The sequence below is a fragment of the Micromonospora sp. NPDC000668 genome (genome assembly GCF_042897975.1).
Classification (GTDB): Bacteria; Actinomycetota; Actinomycetes; order Mycobacteriales; family Micromonosporaceae; genus Micromonospora.
This window is the reverse complement of sequence record NZ_JBIAYP010000001.1, coordinates 744993-760637: the sequence shown is the minus strand read 5'-3', so window position 1 is coordinate 760637 and position 15645 is coordinate 744993. Positions and strand designations below refer to the sequence as shown.

At 69.3% G+C, this 15645-nt stretch carries 19 protein-coding genes and 2 pseudogenes; 13 read left to right on the top strand and 8 right to left on the bottom strand.

Annotated features, from left to right (window positions below):
* Window positions 1–13: 13 nt before the first annotated feature.
* Both ACFY29_RS03465 and ACFY29_RS03460 read right to left on the bottom strand, forming a co-directional pair.
* Window positions 14–568, bottom strand: coding sequence for a hypothetical protein (locus ACFY29_RS03465; RefSeq protein WP_386983061.1), 555 nt, complete (start codon window positions 566–568; stop codon window positions 14–16).
* A gap of 173 nt (window positions 569–741) precedes the next feature.
* Window positions 742–1047 carry a DUF302 domain-containing protein gene (locus tag ACFY29_RS03460; RefSeq protein ID WP_386983059.1) on the bottom strand — a complete coding sequence of 102 codons (306 nt, stop codon included), beginning with the start codon at window positions 1045–1047 and terminating at the stop codon, window positions 742–744.
* 504 nt (window positions 1048–1551) lie between these two features.
* On the opposite strand from ACFY29_RS03460, the pseudogene ACFY29_RS03455 reads away from it, so the two are divergent.
* From ACFY29_RS03455 to ACFY29_RS03440, 4 genes and pseudogenes are all read left to right on the top strand, one after another.
* A pseudogene (locus ACFY29_RS03455) lies at window positions 1552–2084 on the top strand (TIGR02452 family protein).
* Window positions 2069–3181 (top strand): RNA-guided endonuclease InsQ/TnpB family protein, encoded by a 1113-nt coding sequence (locus tag ACFY29_RS03450; RefSeq protein ID WP_386983057.1) that lies wholly within the window; start codon window positions 2069–2071, stop codon window positions 3179–3181. Before ACFY29_RS03455 ends, ACFY29_RS03450 begins: the two are co-directional and overlap by 16 nt.
* Window positions 3182–3238: 57 nt before the next feature.
* Window positions 3239–3685 (top strand): TIGR02452 family protein, encoded by a 447-nt coding sequence (locus ACFY29_RS03445; protein WP_386983055.1) that lies wholly within the window; start codon window positions 3239–3241, stop codon window positions 3683–3685.
* A 116-nt stretch (window positions 3686–3801) separates the two neighbouring features.
* Window positions 3802–4437 carry a hypothetical protein gene (locus ACFY29_RS03440; RefSeq protein WP_386983053.1) on the top strand — a complete coding sequence of 212 codons (636 nt, stop codon included), beginning with the start codon at window positions 3802–3804 and terminating at the stop codon, window positions 4435–4437.
* A gap of 13 nt (window positions 4438–4450) precedes the next feature.
* Here ACFY29_RS03440 and ACFY29_RS03435 read toward each other — a convergent pair.
* Window positions 4451–5298, bottom strand: a pseudogene (locus tag ACFY29_RS03435) (IS5 family transposase).
* Between the two features lie 140 nt (window positions 5299–5438).
* On the opposite strand from ACFY29_RS03435, the gene ACFY29_RS03430 reads away from it, so the two are divergent.
* The gene (locus tag ACFY29_RS03430) at window positions 5439–5846 is read left to right on the top strand and encodes an MmcQ/YjbR family DNA-binding protein (RefSeq protein ID WP_328417974.1); all 408 of its coding nucleotides are present in this window, start codon (window positions 5439–5441) and stop codon (window positions 5844–5846) included.
* A gap of 26 nt (window positions 5847–5872) precedes the next feature.
* On the opposite strand, the gene ACFY29_RS03425 is transcribed toward ACFY29_RS03430, so the two are convergent.
* The 4 genes from ACFY29_RS03425 to ACFY29_RS03410 form a co-directional block, all read right to left on the bottom strand.
* A complete protein-coding gene (locus tag ACFY29_RS03425) occupies window positions 5873–6253 on the bottom strand; it encodes a YccF domain-containing protein (RefSeq protein WP_328426699.1) in 381 nt (126 codons plus the stop codon).
* Window positions 6254–6348: 95 nt separating this feature from the next.
* Window positions 6349–6657, bottom strand: coding sequence for a BON domain-containing protein (locus ACFY29_RS03420; RefSeq protein WP_386983050.1), 309 nt, complete (start codon window positions 6655–6657; stop codon window positions 6349–6351).
* A gap of 17 nt (window positions 6658–6674) precedes the next feature.
* Window positions 6675–7298: an STAS domain-containing protein gene (locus ACFY29_RS03415; RefSeq protein WP_386983048.1), complete on the bottom strand. Its 624-nt coding sequence runs from the start codon at window positions 7296–7298 to the stop codon at window positions 6675–6677.
* Window positions 7295–7681: an STAS domain-containing protein gene (locus tag ACFY29_RS03410; protein ID WP_386983046.1), complete on the bottom strand. Its 387-nt coding sequence runs from the start codon at window positions 7679–7681 to the stop codon at window positions 7295–7297. The genes ACFY29_RS03415 and ACFY29_RS03410 overlap by 4 nt, the downstream gene beginning before the upstream one ends.
* A gap of 152 nt (window positions 7682–7833) precedes the next feature.
* On the opposite strand from ACFY29_RS03410, the gene ACFY29_RS03405 reads away from it, so the two are divergent.
* From ACFY29_RS03405 to ACFY29_RS03370, 8 genes are all read left to right on the top strand, one after another.
* Entirely contained in the window at window positions 7834–8520 is a 687-nt protein-coding gene (locus tag ACFY29_RS03405) for a response regulator transcription factor (RefSeq protein ID WP_328417970.1), read from the top strand.
* On the top strand, window positions 8517–9872 hold the full coding sequence (locus ACFY29_RS03400; protein WP_328417969.1) for an ATP-binding protein: 1356 nt from the start codon (window positions 8517–8519) through the stop codon (window positions 9870–9872). The genes ACFY29_RS03405 and ACFY29_RS03400 overlap by 4 nt, the downstream gene beginning before the upstream one ends.
* Window positions 9869–10432 carry a GerMN domain-containing protein gene (locus ACFY29_RS03395; protein WP_386983044.1) on the top strand — a complete coding sequence of 188 codons (564 nt, stop codon included), beginning with the start codon at window positions 9869–9871 and terminating at the stop codon, window positions 10430–10432. The genes ACFY29_RS03400 and ACFY29_RS03395 overlap by 4 nt, the downstream gene beginning before the upstream one ends.
* A 156-nt stretch (window positions 10433–10588) precedes the next feature.
* The gene (locus tag ACFY29_RS03390; RefSeq protein ID WP_386983042.1) at window positions 10589–11023 is read left to right on the top strand and encodes a YbaB/EbfC family nucleoid-associated protein; all 435 of its coding nucleotides are present in this window, start codon (window positions 10589–10591) and stop codon (window positions 11021–11023) included.
* A gap of 5 nt (window positions 11024–11028) precedes the next feature.
* Entirely contained in the window at window positions 11029–11349 is a 321-nt protein-coding gene (locus ACFY29_RS03385) for a type VII secretion target (protein ID WP_328426698.1), read from the top strand.
* A gap of 10 nt (window positions 11350–11359) precedes the next feature.
* Window positions 11360–12061 carry a hypothetical protein gene (locus ACFY29_RS03380; protein WP_328417963.1) on the top strand — a complete coding sequence of 234 codons (702 nt, stop codon included), beginning with the start codon at window positions 11360–11362 and terminating at the stop codon, window positions 12059–12061.
* A gap of 7 nt (window positions 12062–12068) precedes the next feature.
* Window positions 12069–12848, top strand: coding sequence for an EndoU domain-containing protein (locus ACFY29_RS03375; protein ID WP_328417961.1), 780 nt, complete (start codon window positions 12069–12071; stop codon window positions 12846–12848).
* Between the two features lie 5 nt (window positions 12849–12853).
* Window positions 12854–13447: a hypothetical protein gene (locus tag ACFY29_RS03370; RefSeq protein ID WP_386983039.1), complete on the top strand. Its 594-nt coding sequence runs from the start codon at window positions 12854–12856 to the stop codon at window positions 13445–13447.
* Between the two features lie 117 nt (window positions 13448–13564).
* Here ACFY29_RS03370 and ACFY29_RS03365 read toward each other — a convergent pair whose 3' ends face one another.
* Window positions 13565–15481 carry a glycerophosphodiester phosphodiesterase family protein gene (locus ACFY29_RS03365; protein ID WP_386983037.1) on the bottom strand — a complete coding sequence of 639 codons (1917 nt, stop codon included), beginning with the start codon at window positions 15479–15481 and terminating at the stop codon, window positions 13565–13567.
* Window positions 15482–15645: the final 164 nt, after the last annotated feature.

Here is a 15645-nt window from a genome sequence, read left to right as displayed (position 1 = left end):
ACCGGGCCGGCGCCTATTCGCGCGTGAGCCCGGGCGGGAGGGCGTCTTCGTCCGGCCCGACCGGGCGGGCGCTGACCAGCGGGTTCCGGTGCAGGGCGGTGATCAAGGCGGTGCTCCCGCCGATGTCGGTCCAGGCGTCGTCCCAGAGAGCGGAGACGAGCCAGGAGTGATCCGCGGGGAAGAACAGATCGGGCAGGGGTCCGTCGCCGCGCATGTGCCCGGTCCGCCACGTGAGAGCTTGTTCGGGGCCGGCTTCGACGAGCATGTAGGGCCAGCCCGCGTAGAGGGACACCGTCGGAGCGAAAGGGAAGACGATGTCGTGGGCGCCGGTGTCGAGGTAGCCCAGCCACCAGGGCTGCGCAGGGGTGTTCCAGGTGAGCTCGTCGACCACGGCCCGTTCATGGGCTCCGACGCTGACGCCGTCGGGCGGGTAGAACGTGGCGTAGGCACGGAACACCGGCGGGATCGCCGTGGTGATCGAGAGGCCGTGGGTGGTCTGGTCAGCGAGCCAGGCGACGTCGTCGACCGTGCCGATCCGCCAGCTCCGCCCATCTCTGGTGACGTCCATATGCTCAGTCAAGCGTGTCCAGCAAAGCGGGAGACTCCACGTACGGAACGGCCAGTCCGGCAGAAATGACGTGGCACGGGGCGGGTATGCCGGACAGCGCGGCCAGAGGTCGGCGGGACTGGGGTATCTGACCCGGCCCCGAGGGCTGTGTGGGCGGCCGATTCGGGCCGTGCTCAGCGGCCGTCGACCGCGGAGGCGATCTTGGCCGGGGCGTTCAGGGGTGCAAGCTGATCCTTGCTCAGTCCGTACCGCTGAGCGAGGTACGCGGGGTCCTGCCAGGTGACCAGCGAGCCCGGCTGGCCGTCGTCCCGCACCATGAGTCGCATTGGCAGGTCGATGGCGATCTCGGGACGGGCCTGCATGAGCGGAGTGCCCGCCTGCGGGTTCCCGAAGATGATTACCTGTGTGTCGGGCATATCCAGCCCGGCCTTGCGAGCGGCCGCCGCATGGTCGACCACCGCCGCCACCGCAGCGCCCACGCGTTCCGCCTCAGCCCGTAGCGCAGAGATTGTCTCTCCGACGTCATGGGCGCTCCGCCTGGTCACCAATCCGTCGTTCACGGCCGACCCCCGCTCACCGTGTCGCTGGGCGAATCCATCTCATCTTGCCCGCAACCGACGCCGGTCCGGGGAGGTTTGCCGTAACGGCCGCCGGTACTCCCCGACGGCAAACTGCCTGCCGTGACCGCACCTGACGCCGGTGCGAGGCGGCTCGCGAGCAAGCAGTTCTCGACACATCCTCGGCTGGTCGTGCTTTGTCATGATCTGAGCCGATGGCGGGGCTTCCTTGTGGGAAGAGGGCTTTGCAGGTCTGAGCAAGGAAGCCGGCGCTGAGGTCGGGTTCGCGCTGATGTGTGCAGGACCAGGCTGCGGTCGCCTCCGGTCGTCGGCGGCGGTAGCCGGAAAATCGTTGTTGGTGTGGCGCCCGCTGCTTAACCTGCTGGCTGTGCAGACCCTTCATCCTCCCTCCTGCCAGGCGTACCGGTGAGCAGTCGCCTCCGCGAGATAGCGCGCCAGACCGCGGCTATCGCCGAGTCCGGCCGGTACCGCAACGGCGCCGGCGATGAGGTCGTCATCGACGGGGCGGTGCGCAGTGCGGTCGCCGGCACCCGGCACCACCTGCCGGACGACGTGTTCGAGGTGGGCGGCGTCGATGCCGGGGCCGGCGTCGTCGAGGTGACACACGAGTCGACGTTGCAGGCAGCCCGCCGGCTCGGGCCCGCCGCGGTGTGTCCGGTGTTCGCGTCGGCCAAGAATCGGGCGGCGGGTTCCTCGGTGGGGCGAAGGCGCAGGAGGAGAGCATCGCGCTCTCGTCGGCGCTGTACCCATGCCTGCTTGCCGCACCTGACTTCTATGCGTTCCACCGCGCAGCGGGATCTGCGCTACAGCGACCGGGTCATCGGCGTCGCGGCGTGGATACCCCTGCCTTCAGGCGGGGGAGGAAACGCCGTTCCCTCCCCTCAGGGATAGACTTACATGAACTACTGGTAAAATTCGAGGGATGTGTGAGGTGGTGAAGCGGGCGTACAAGTACCGCTTCTATCCGACCCCGCTGCAGGCTGAGCAGTTGAATCGCACCTTCGGGTGCGTGCGCAAGGTGTACAACCTGGCCTTGGATGCGCGCACCCGCGCGTGGGCGGTGCACGGGCAGCGCAGCACCTATGTGCAGTCGTCGGCGTGGTTGACCGAGTGGAAGCGCACCGAGGAGTTGGTGTTCCTCAATGAGGTCAGTTCCGTGCCGTTGCAGCAGGCCCTGCGGCATCTGCAAGCCGGGTTCGCCGGGTTTTGGGGTAAGCGGTCGCGGTATCCGCGTTTCAAGTCCAAGCGTAAGTCTCGGGCGTCGGCGGAGTACACCCGCTCGGCGTTCCGCTGGCGTGACGGACAGCTCACCCTGGCCAAGATGGACGCCCCGCTGACCATCGTGTGGTCCCGGGCCCTGCCCGACGGCGCCGAGCCGTCCACGGTCACGGTGTCCCGCGACGCGGCCGGTCGGTGGTTCATCTCCCTGCTGGTCGAGGATCCCACCGTCACGCCTTTTCCTCCGCTGGGCACGGCGGTGGGGGTGGACGCGGGCATCACCAGTCTGCTCACCCTGTCCACCGGGGAGAAAATCACCAACCCGCGTCATGAGCGCGCTGACCGGCGCAAACTGGCTAAGGCGCAACGGAACCTGTCCCGTAAGGTCAAGGACTCCGCCAACCGGGCCAAAGCCCGCGTGGCGGTGGCCCGCATTCACGCCCGCATCGCCGATCGGCGGCGGGATCACCTGCACAAGCTGTCGACTCGACTCGTCCGTGAGAACCAAACGGTCGTGATCGAGGATCTCAGTGTGCGCAACATGCTGCGCAACCACAGTCTGGCCCGCGCCATTTCCGACGCGGCGTGGACACACCTGCGCAGCATGATCGAGTACAAGGCCGCCTGGTATGGGCGGACGGTGATCGCCGTTGACCGCTGGTATCCGAGCACGAAGACCTGTTCGGCGTGCGGGCGGATCAACACTGCGATGACTCTTGGCGTTCGTGTCTGGACGTGTCCCGGCTGTGATGCCGTGCATGACCGGGACGTCAACGCCGCGAAGAACATTCTCGCCGCCGGGCTGGCGGAGAGGTAAAACGCCTGTGGAGGGCCGATAAGACCCGACCCGCGAAAGCGGTGAAGGCGCGGCCCCGTGAAGCAGGAACCCCCTCGGGCGACCGAGGGAATCCCCGCCCTTCAGGGCGGTGGAGGATGTCAACTACTCCCCACGCGTGCCGTCGTCCGGAACGACAAGGGTGACCTGCTCGACCAGCCGCATCTCACCTCGTTTCTGACCGCTGCGGCGCCGAACCTGGGTGCGATCATCCGCAACCAGCCCGAGCACGCCGCCGAGGTGCCGGCGGTGCTGTCCCGGCGCGCACGGCGGGTCCTCGAGGTGGCCGCCGCGCACGGGCATCGAACCATCGTGCTGGGCGCGTGGGGGTGCGGGGTGTTCCGCAACGATCCCGCCACGGTAGCGGGCGCCTTCGCCGACGCGCTGCAAACGGTCGACCGGTTCGATCACGTGGTGTTCGCCATCTACGACTCTCTGCCGGGCGCACCCGTGTACGACGCCTTCCTCACTCGTTTCGCCGGTTAGGCCCTGTCCTGCCGATCATGTGAATGCACAGATGCGCGCTCGTGGCATGTCCGCGTCGGGCGTCGCGCTGCCTGGGCCGCTGCGAGAGCCATTGCCTTGGGTGCCACGATTCCTGGGTGACGTCACGACCGGAACAAGTCGCCCAGATCCCGATGCGGGTAGCCGATCGACTGACCGAGCAGTTGGCGGCCGGTGGATGGCGGCGGCATCGTTTCGTGCCCGACGTCGAGGTTGCCTTCGTGCACGAGCCCGTCCACGGGGTCGTCTTCCACTTCAGCGTTAACCTCGCCGGACGTGACGGTGTCTCGCTCAGCTCCAGCGTCGGCGTCGAACACGCCGCCGCCGAGTTGCAGAGGCAACTCTTCGGTCGCACGGGCACCGTGTGCCAGGTGGGTGCAAGCATGATCAACCTGGTGCAGGACGCGGAGCCGTCCAAGGTCACGCCGTTGCGCTGGTGGGTCGCGTCGCCGGAACAGGTGGACGAAGCTGTTGCCCAGGTGGTCGCCGACTTGACGGCCTATGGTGAGCCGTTCCAAGTTGGCAACCAGACGTTGCCGAAGGTGATCGAAACCCTGCTCGGACGGCCGAAATCGCAGGTCGAGTACGGAACTCTGGCCGTCTGCCTGGCGGTGTCGGGCGACTTGCCCGAGGCCCGCGCCATGCTGGCGAAGTTCGGTGCGGTCCGCCAGGTGTTCGCGGGAGGCATGACCGAGACATTCATCCACAACTTTACCGAGCGGTTCGGCAACTAGGGATCCAGCCTCGTCATGGAAGCCAGATGATCGCGGCGATCAGGACGAGGCTGGCCCGGTAGAGCGATGCCCGTTTGGCGTAGCGGGTGGCCAGGTCTCGCCACTGCTTGAGTCGGTTGAAGCAGCGTTCCACCACGTTGCGCTTCTTGTAGATGACCCGGTCAAAGGCGGGTGGTCGTCCGCCGGCGCTGCCCTCGGCGGCCCGGCGGGCGACCTGGTCGATGCGTTCTGGGATGATGTGCCGGATTCCCCCGTTGGCGCAGCGCCCGGCGGGTGGAGTCGTGGGCCTAGCCCTTGTCAGCGATCAGCACCTGCGGGCGCTTGCGGGGCCGGCCAACTCCGGGCTCGTTTATCCGAATCGCGTCCAGCAGGGCCAGCAGTTGCGGGTTGTCGCCGGCCTGGCCGGGGGTGGGCAGGATCGACAACGGCCGTCCGCGTCCGTCGACGGCGAGGTGGATCTTCGTGCTCAGTCCGCCTCGGGACCGGCCGATGGCCTCGCCGAACTTGTCGGGGAGCCCCCTTTTTGCGGGCGCCAGCAGCATGCTGGTGCGCCCGCACGATCGACGAGTCAACGCTGATCGTCCACTGCACCGGTATGCGGTCGTCATGCACCTGCGCCGCGGCGAGGATCCGATCCCACGTCCCGTCCGCCGTCCATCGGCGCAGGCGTTCGTGGCAGGTCTTCCACGGCCCGTATCGTTCCGGCAGGTCACGCCACAGCGCACCTGTGCGCAGCTTCCACAGGATCCCGTTGATGACTTGGCGGTGATCCCGCCACCGCCCCCGCGCACCGCCTGGCTCGGGAAGCAGCGGCGCGATCACCGTCCACGCCTCGTCGGTCACCTCACCACGACGTACCACCGGCACATCGTCAATGATCAACCACTACAAGATCGGCAGGACACGCCCTAGCTGCCGCGACCCTCAGCCGGCCGAGGACCATGTCCGGCGTAGCGGTTAGCCTGTGCCTATGCAGGACGCGGTGCCCTGGAGCAACCTCGATGGCTGACGCTGGCGATGTCCGTCACCTGGCACTGGCACTGCCTCACGTGGTCGAGATCGACAGTGCCGGCTTCGACTTCCGGGTCGCCGACAAGGGGTTCATCTGGTCCTACCCCGAGCGGAGACCAGGTGTCCCGCGCGTCATCCGGACCGACATCGCGGTGCTGTACGTCGGTGACGAAGCGGAGAAGCAGGCCCTGCTCCTGGGCGAGCCCGACGTCTTCTTCACCACGCCCGCGTACGACGGGTTGCCCCTGGTGATGCTGCGGTTGGAGCGGGTGGACGTCGATCGTCTGACGGAACTCGTCACCGACGCGTGGCGCATGCGTGTGCCGGATTCGCTCGTCGGCGACCTCGATGACGGCGGCGACTCGTTGAGACCGGATCTGAGCAGCGCCGACCAGTAACCGGGGGACTGTTCGAACAGGACCGTTCAAGGTATGTCGACGACCTCGCGGCCGAGGGGCCAGAACGCGGCCGGAACGAGTTTGAAGTTGGCGATGCCGAACGGAATGCCGATGATCGTGACGCAGAGGGCGATGCCCGCGACGATGTGGGACAGCGCGAGCCACCAGCCCGCCAGCACCACCCACAGGATGTTCGCCAGCCCGGAGGCGGCGCCAGCGCCAGGCTTGGGCACCAGAGTGCGGCCGAAGGGCCACAGCGAGTAGACGGCGAGGCGCAGCGACGCGACGCCGAACGGAATGGTGATGACGAGGACGAAGCAGATCAGCGCGGCGAAGCCGTAGCCGACCGCCAGCACGATGCCACCACCGAAGATGAGCCACAGCACGTTCAGTACGAAGCGAATCACTCCTCCAGCATGAGCGATGCTCGCCAACTGTCAGCGCCCGCACCGGGGTCCGCAGCCGTCCGGGCCCACCATCCGTTCCTGATCGGTACCCCGGGTCAGCGGGCCAGTCGCCGTGGGCGCGCCAGCCGCAGTGCGTTGCAGACGTCGAAGACGTCGGTGACCTCCCAGGCGATGTCCCCGGCCACCTGCCGGGTAGCTGGGTCGGTGACGATGCCGGTGAGGATCACCACTCGGTTCTGCACGCTCACGGCGATCTGCTGGCGTCGGGTGGTGCCGTCGCTGCTGATTCGTTGGGCGACCGCCGCGGCGATGCGGGTGTCCTCGTCGGCTGGCCCGCCCTGCCCGGGTGGCGGCGGCTGGACCGGCCGGGCGTGTTCGTCGGGGTACGGCCAGGGCGTGACCATGAGGGAGTGTCCTTTCGTTAACGGGCGGATGACCCGGCTGTCTCAGCAGTCGAGGCCGTGGCGGCGGACACCCCGCGACGGGAGAGGTGAGTGAGGGCTTCGTCGCGGCTCTCGAAGATCAGGAAGGCCCCGTCCAAGCGCATGGTGTGCAGGACGGTGCGGATGAACCGCGACGGTGCGGCGAGGCAGAGCGTGACGCCCCGGTCCCGGGTGTCGCAGTGGGCGCGGACGAGCAGACCGAGACCGGTGGAGTCGATGACGTGCACCCGGGCCAGGTCGACCACGACGTTTCCGCCGACGTCGGCCGCGTGGCGCAGGGCGGTGCGCAGGGTGTCGCCGCTTTCGAGGTCGATGTCGCCGGTGGCGGCGATGACGGTCACATCATCAAGATGGTCGATTCCGAGGATGCCGCCGGGACCGTGGTCTGCGCACGACGCGTGCCCGCCGCCGGAGGTTGGCAGGAGGCTGCAGTGCGGGCATTGGTGTGGCCCGGTGGCGAACGGGGAGCCGCTCCAGCCGTGTTCGGCCACCAGGGTCCAGACGACCTCGGCGTCGGGAAGCACGCAGGCGGTGCCCCGGATGGTGTCGCCGCAGGTGTCGCAGATCAGGGTCATCAGGTGGTCGTCCGGGACGACGGTCATTCTGGTGGTCCTTCCTCGGCGTGCGGTTGGTGCCGGGTGGCTCCCGTGACGCCGGGCGGCACCGGCGCGGAATCGGTGACGATCGACAGAACATGGTCCAGGCGGGCGATCCGCAGGATGCGTCCGACCGGTGGGCTCGGGTTGCGGACGGTGAGGACCGCGTCGGCGCGGGCCAGCCGCCGGTGTAGGTCGAGTAGCAGGCCGATGGCGGCGGCGTCGATGTGCCAGCAGCCGGACAGATCGACCACGACCTGCGCGGGGTGCAGGGCCAGGAGTCGGTCGAACACGGCGCCCGCCTCCGGCAGGCAGGCCAGGTCGAGTTCGGTGACGCGGACCTCGACCAGCGGCAGCGTGCACGGCGCGGGCGCCAGCGGCGTCGTCATGGCCGTACCCCTTCCCTCATGGTCCTGGTCCGCTACCACCGTGCTTGGCAGCTTTGGCGGTCACTGCGCGGATCTATGACAGTTGCGTGACAAAACCGCCAGCCGACGAGCGCGGTTGGCAGCCTGGTGGGCTGCCCGGGGATGATGCCGGCATGACGGCCGTACTGGTGATCGAGGACGACGACCGCATCCGCCTGGCGCTGCTGCTCGCACTCGAGGACGAGGGCTACGACGCTCTCGGCGCGGCCACGGCCGAGGAAGGCCTGCGTGCCCAGCGCCGCCACCCGGCTGACTACGTCCTGGTCGACCTGATGCTGCCCGGCCTCGACGGCTTCGAGTGCATCCGGCAACTGCGCCGTGACGACGATGTGCCGATCGTGGTGGTCAGCGCCCGCGACGACACCCACGACATCGTCGCCGCCCTCGAGGCCGGAGCCGACGACTACGTCGTCAAGCCCGTAGCGATCAAGGAACTGACCGCTCGACTTCGGGCACTGCGCCGCCGAGCCCGCCCGGTGGTGGCGCCGGCGCCGAATCCCGTGCCGGTGGTCGCCTTCGGAGAGTTGGAGATCAGCCCGGAGGCGGGGGAGGTGCGCTGCGCCGGCCAGCCCGTCACGGTCACCCGCACGGAGTTCCGGCTGCTGTGTGAGCTGGCCGAACACGCCGGCCGGGTGCTGTCCCGCCAGCAATTGCTGCAACGGGTCTGGGGGTACGACAGCGGTGACGAGCGACTGGTCGACGTGCATGTCGGCCGGCTGCGGCAGAAGATCGAGCCCGACCCGGCAAACCCCCGGCACCTGGTGACCCTGCGGGGTCTGGGCTACAAGTTGCAGCGATGAGGCGCCTCGGACTGCGTACCCGGGTCACCGCCGCGTTCGCCGTCGGCGCGCTCCTGCTCGCCGCGTCGATGGCCCTGGTCTCCTACGAGTTGACCCGCCGTTCTCTGATCGACGAGCGGGAACGCACCGCCCTGCGGGCCGCCTACTTCGATGCTGCCGTCGTGCGTGCCGGCCTCGACACCGAGACCCCCGACGTGGTGGCGGTGCTCCGATCGCTGGACACAGGCGGCGCTCGGCGGCCCGTGCTGCACCTCAACGGCGAGTGGTATGCCCGGACCGCCGATCCGGGCACCACCGCCGCCATACCCGGCGACCTGCGACGGGTCGTCACCGCCGGGGAGCCGGCGGTGCAGCGGGTACGCATCGACGGTCAACCCGCCCTGGTTGTCGGGGTGCCCCTGTCCATGTCGGCGGCGTACTTCGAGGTCAACTCCCTGCGCGAGCTGGAGCACACGTTCCAGGTTCTGGCGCTCGCACTGACCACCGTCGCGGTCGTGATCGCCGGGTCCGGCGCCGCCCTCGGCTGGTATGCCACTCGGCACGGGTTACGCCCGTTGACGGCGGTCGCCGACGCCGCCGAGAAGATCGCGGCCGGTGACTTCACCGCCCGCCTCGACCCGGCCACCGACCCCGACCTGACCCGTCTCTCCTCGTCGTTCAACCAGATGGTCGACCAACTCGCCCGTCGTATCGAGCGGGATCGCCGCTTCGCCGCCGACGTCAGCCACGAACTGCGCTCACCGTTGCAGACCCTTGCCGCGGCGGCCAGCGTCCTGGCCCGTCGCCGGGAACACCAGGATGAACGAACGGTCACCGCCGCCGGGCTCGTCGCTGACGAGATCGACCGTTTTCAACGGTTGGTCAACGACCTGATCGACCTGGCCCGCAGCGACCAGCCCGCCCACCGCGCCCCCGTGGACGTGGTGGCGCTCGCCCGAGAAGCCTGCTCCGCGTACGACCTGCACCCCACCCTTGTCCACCTCGCGCCGGATGCGCCCCCGACGTGGCGGGTCGAGCGGCGGCGCATCGCACAGGTGCTGGCGAACCTGCTCGAGAACGCCGTCACCTACGGCGGCGGCCTCGTGGCAGTGCGCCTTGGCCGCGATGGCAGCACCGGCGTCATCGAGGTCGACGACGCTGGCCCGGGCGTGCCCGTCGAGGATCGTGAGGCGATCTTCGACCGTTTCGTTCGAGGGCGGGCCGCCCACACTCGTGGCACCGGCGACGGCACCGGCCTCGGCCTCGCCCTGGTCGCCCAACACGCTGCCGCCCATGCCGGGCACGCCACCGTTGCCGACCGCCCGGGCGGAGGCGCCCGTTTCCGCGTGGACCTGCCGGGAAGCCTGCCATGAAACGTCGTCACCTCGCCCCGTTGGTGCTGGCCACATTGCTGGCTGGCTGCGGTGTGCCCGCCGAAGACACCCCCCGGAGGGTCCATCCCCCGCCAGGCCCGTTCCCCGCGCCGGTCCCGGCCGCGACCACCGCACCGGCCGGGCGCTTCGACGAGACGCTCTGCCTCGTCCGTGACAATCACATCGTCCCGGTGGTCCGTCGTGTCGACCGCCCATTCACTCCCGAGGAGCAGTTGCGGCACCTACTCGCCGGGCCAACGGCGGGCGAACGCAACGACGACCTCGCCAGCGCGCTGCCGGGAGCAGTCAACGCCGCGGGTGCGACGGTGACCGGCACGCAAGCCCGCATCGTCGTGGTGGGGCCCGGCGCCGACACCGGCCGCAGCGACGAGGTTCTCGCCTTCGGCCAGATCGTCTGCACTCTCACCAGTCGCGACGATGTCAACACCGTTGCCTTCCTGCGCGACGGCAGGCCTCTGGGAGTACCCCGGGCCGATGGCTCCCTGTCCACCGAACCGCTCACCCGCGCCGACTACACCCCACTGATCAACGCACGTTGACCTCGCTGACCGGTACGCCGCAGGCGGACCCCGGCCAACGGCACCGGCGCGAGTTGAGGAGGGGCGCAAGGCGGGGAGCAGGCCCGGAGCCGGGGTCCCCGCGACGGCGGATGCTTGTTAAACTCCGCCATCGATGATCATGACAGGGGGGCAGCCATGAGGGCCGGCGATCCAGGCGGTGGTGGTGTGCTGGACCCGGACGGCGCGATGGAGCGGATCGCGGCGTGGAAGGGGCGGATCGGCGAGTTGGCGGCCGACACCAAAGCCATGAGCGACCGGTTCCAGCAACTGCGGATCACTGAGGCCGACAGCAACAGGATGGTCGAGGTCACCATCGATTCCGCCGGTGCGTTGGTGGATCTGCACCTGAGCCGACAGATTCAGCGGGTCGAGCCCGACGTCGTCGCCAGGACGATCATGAACACGATTCGTGCGGCCCGGGAGAAGCTGGCCGACCGTTCGCAGGAGATCATCGCGGAGACCGTGGGGACCGAGTCGGCGGCGGCGCGCGAGATCGCCGAGCGGGTCGGGCAACAGTTGCGCCCGGCCCCGGTCGCGGAGAGCGGCGACGACGACCGTAGTTGGCGGTGAGTCTGATGGACGACGGGTTCGCAGTCGAGGCGGAGGAGATCCGCACGCACGCGCACAACATCGAGGCACTGGCGGAGCGCTTCGCGGCGGTGAAGGCCGCCAGCGCGCACATCACCCAGGACGATTCGGCGTACGGGCTGCTGTGCGGCTGGATCTCCGGGGTCCTGGAGGGCAAGCACACTCGGCAGGACGAGCTGTTCGCCGACGTCGAGGAGAATCTGAGGCTGGCCGCTGCGGGCCTGCGCCAGACCGCCGACGGCTACGACGCGGTCGACGACGACAACGCCACCCTGATCAACGGGGTGGGAAGCCAGTTGACCCCGTGAGGACGGCGCGATGACCGACCTGTCGCTGGTCGCTGATGTCACGTCGACTCGGGAGGTCTGGACCGGCGCCTCCCTCGCCGACAGCGTCGAGGGTCTGGTCGACGCGATCAGAAGTGAGGGCTGGGTCGACGACCTGCTGGCGGGCGCCGCGTTCGGGCTCGATGTCGCCGCGAGCGTGATGGATCCGTTCAGTGCGCTGCTGGCCAACGGCCTGGGTTGGGCGATGGAGTACTTCGAGCCGCTGCGGGAGATGCTCGACGAGCTCACCGGAATGCCCGACGTGGTCGCCTCGCACGCCGCCACCTGGAACAACATGGCCGTCGAGCTGCACAGCATGGCCGCCGACCTGCGGTCGCGTCTCGATGCCGACCTGCCCGAGTGGTATGGGCAGGCCGCAATGGCGTACCACGGGTTGATGGACCACAACGTCGAGGCCCTCGGCGGTCTCGGTGCGGTCTCCGCCGCGATGGCGGCGGCCACCGAGGGTGCCGGCAACCTGGTGGCCTTCACCCGCGACATCGTGCGCGACCTCATCGCCGACCTCGTGGCGCGCGTGATCGTCTGGGCGGTCGAGGCCATCTTCGTCGTCACGATCCCCGTGGTCGCCGCGCAGATCGTGACAGCCGTCGTGAAGTGGGCCGGCCGCATTCTCATGTACATCGGCGCACTGATCACCAGCCTGACCAACCTCACCCGCCTCCTGAACGGATAAGGCGTCCATGTCGAAGCCCGGAAATCCCGGCAGTGGCGGTCCGGGTGGTGGTGGCCCCGGAGGTGGCGGTGGTGGCTCCGGAAAGCCCCCGAAGAACTACGGCGGCATCAACGCGGGCAAGGGCATCACCAGCGCGCAGCAGGCCACCGCCCATGCGGCGACGCAGGGACACGCACCCGGCGTCGCCGGCCAGGGTTCCACCAACTCCAATCCGGCGAGGCCCACCCGGCCTCCCGCGCCGACGACGCCGCCGACGGCTGGCGACATCCACCACAGCGACGCCTCGAAGAAACACATCATCGAGGGCGACGGCGGGCGGCAGGGCGGCCATCTCGCGGGCACCGGCTTCTCCAACAAGACGGAGTTCCCGAAGAGCTGGGATGAGGCGAAGATCCTCGACGCCGCGCACAGGGTGACGCAGCAGGGTCCGCCGGCGAAGGGGCCCTACCCGACCAAGGACGCGGACGGCAATCCGGTGTGGGCCTACGACTACGTCGGTGTGGTCGACGGCGTCGAGGTCAAGACGACCGTGCTCGCCGACGGCGAGATCCGCACCGCCTACCCCCCGGACAAGACCAATCCGGGCGTCATCAGCAATCCGGCGGCGCCGAACCCCGCTCCGCAGGGAATCCCGAATGCCGTCCCGCCTCGTTACAGTAATCCCGATGTCGGCGGCAACGGCAGTTGGACGTGGGAGGGCCCGAAGGGGAACAGGATCATCAGGGTGGTCCAGGATGCCCAGGGCAACGTCACGACGACCGATCTCGGCGAGTACAAGAAGAGATGAACACGATGGATGCGAAGACCTACGCGACGGTCACCGAGGTGTGCCGGCGGCTCGCGGGCCGGCTGTCCGACGACATCCTCGGCACCGTGCGCGAGAACTATGCCGCGGGTGAGTTCGACCTGGCCGACAACACGCTCCTGCTCAGCCTCGCCTACTACGGGGTCGGCATCACCCTTGAGGAACAGACGCTGATGCGTTCCTTCGTCGGCGACCCCGACGGCTCCGACCTGGCCGACGTGCCGCTCATCGCCGAGGTGCCTGCACCGCCGTACCGGTTCAGCCCGATCGGCCCCGCGGACGCCCCCGACCCGACTCCGGCCGACACCCTCCTGTCCGCCGATGCCCCGCGCCGACACGGCCGCAGCCTGCACCGCGCCTGGCGGGCCCCGCTCGACGGCGCACCCGACGCGGCGGCGTGGTTGTACGTGTTGCAGGTGGCCGAGGGCACGGATGAGCTTGCGACGTACTCGGGCGTGATGACGCAGCTGTGGATCTCGCTGAAGCAGAAGTGGCCGGTGGAGGTCCTCGTCGGCAACTCGCCGCGGACGCCCTACCAGGAGGCCGCCCTGGCCAGCGCGCCCGCAGTCTGGCGCGCCTGAGGCGCGACACGGTTCACCATCCGCTCGTGACAAGGCCGAGGCGGGGGAGTAGCAGTGGCCCGACGAAAGTCCCCGCCGTCGACATCGACGGCGGGGACTCCACAGTGTGGCGACGGGCTACTTCAGGGCGAGGGTCCGAGCGTCGGCGGCGATGACACTGGCCACCTCGGCCGGTACCAGCTTGCCGGCCTGCCGGTCGACGTAGGTGGCCAACTGGGCGTACTGGGCGTGGGCCAGCTTGGTCGTCATCGCGGTGATGGCAGCCGGCTCCGCGCCGGAGGTGAGGATCAGGTAGCCGAGCCCGGCCTGGCTCACCGTCACGGTGAACGTGCTGGTCGCGGTCGCGGTGCCCTCGGGCCCGGTCACCTCGGTGCGGACGGTGTGCCTACCCGCGGTCAGCTTGACCAGGTCGAGCGTGCGCCCGGCGGCCGACTGCCCGCCGTCGACCGTGACGGTGACGGTGTCCGCGTTGGTCGTGGCGACCGCGATGACGGGGGACTGGGCCCGGTCGAGCCGTGCCCCGTTGGCCGGCGACGTGATCTCCACGGTCGGGTCGGCGGAAGGCCGCTGCATGAACGCCGAGTTCCAGCCGACCAGTTCGGATGCGCGGTTGGTGATGACCGCATCGGTGCCGATCCGCTCCAACCGTTGCCACAGGCCGGCGGAGTCCATCGTCCAGGCCATCACTGCCACCCCGGCGGCGTGCAACGGCGCGACGATCTCCGGCTTGGCCAGCAGCGCGTTGCCGTCCGGGTTGTACGCGGTCAGGTGCAGCTCCTTCGAGATCGCCACGGGGTCGGCGTCGAGGCTGCTGCGCAGCAGGCCGAGCGGCAGTTCGGGGGCGAGTTCGTAGGTGTACCGGAGCGCGTCGACCTCGAAGCTCTGGATGAAGACCCGGCCCATCATCTGCTCGTCCCGGATCACCTGGATGATCGTCGCGACCTCGTCCTTCGTGTGCTTGCCCTTGATCTCCACGAGCAGGTTGCCGCCCCGGGTACGCAGGTCGGCGAGCTGCTCGGCCAGGGTGGGCACCCGCTCACCAAGGTAGTGCGGGCCGAACCACGAACCGGCGTCGAGCGCCTTGATCTGCGCGGCGGTCAGGTCGCGGATGGCGCCGGTCCCGTCGGTGGTCCGGTCGACCGTCCCGTCGTGCAGGATGAACGGGACGCCGTCCTTGCTCGGCTGGACGTCGTTCTCGATCCAGTCGGCGCCGCCCCTGCGCGCGATCTCCTGCGCGACCAGGGTGTTCTCCGGTGCGGCGGCGGACGCGCCGCGGTGCGCGATCACGGTGAACGGGCTGCCGTCAGGGCGGATGTAGCCGTTCGGGGGCAGTTCGGTGACGATGACGTCGTCGTACGAGACGGTGGCGCCGTTGACGAAGAGCGCCTGAACGCCGTCGGTGGAGCGCTGGAGGCTGTTCGTGCGCATCGCCTCTCGCCCGTCGAAGATCCAGCGGGCCTGGTTGCCGTGCACCTCGACGGCGACGCGGACGTCCCGACCGGTGCCGGCGGCGTACGGGGCGGAGGCGGTGTTCGTCACCACCCAGGCGTTGGCCGTGGTCCGCTGGGCGAACTCGAGACCGTTGGCGGCGGTCGTGCCACTGCGCATGGTGGCGATCCACCACGGGGTGGCGCCGTCGGCCGGGACGTCGATGCCGAGCGAGGCCCAGCGGGTGGCGGCGGAGACCGACTCGAAACGCATGGTCGCCTCGAGCCGGAAGTCGTTCAGGTGTCGACCAAAAGTGATCTTGTTGTTCGCGCTCGAGCTGGCGGAGGTTCCGTACAGGCGGCCGTTCTCGACCTTCCAGGCGCCGTCGATCGCCTTCCAACCGGCGGGAAGCGACCCGGAGGTGAAGTTCTCCGAGACGACGACGCTGCCCGGCTCGGCGGTGGCGGGCGAGGAGGTGGCGACGGCCACCGCGACGGCCGCGCCGGTGACGGCGAGCGCGGCGATGACGGCGGCGACCCGGGTACGTGTCGCGACGAACCTCGTCGCGGCACGGCCGAGCGGCGATGATGCGGGAAGGACAGTCATGCTCGGAAAGGTAGGAAGCGCACCCGAACTCATGATCGATTGAGCGTGGCCACCGCCGGAACGCTGGGTGTACGGCCCTCCGGCGCGTCCACGAGGGACGGAGCTGCCAGCCACGTGTCGACGCGCGAAGGCCCGGTGCCGCACGGGCCTGTCCGGCGGATATG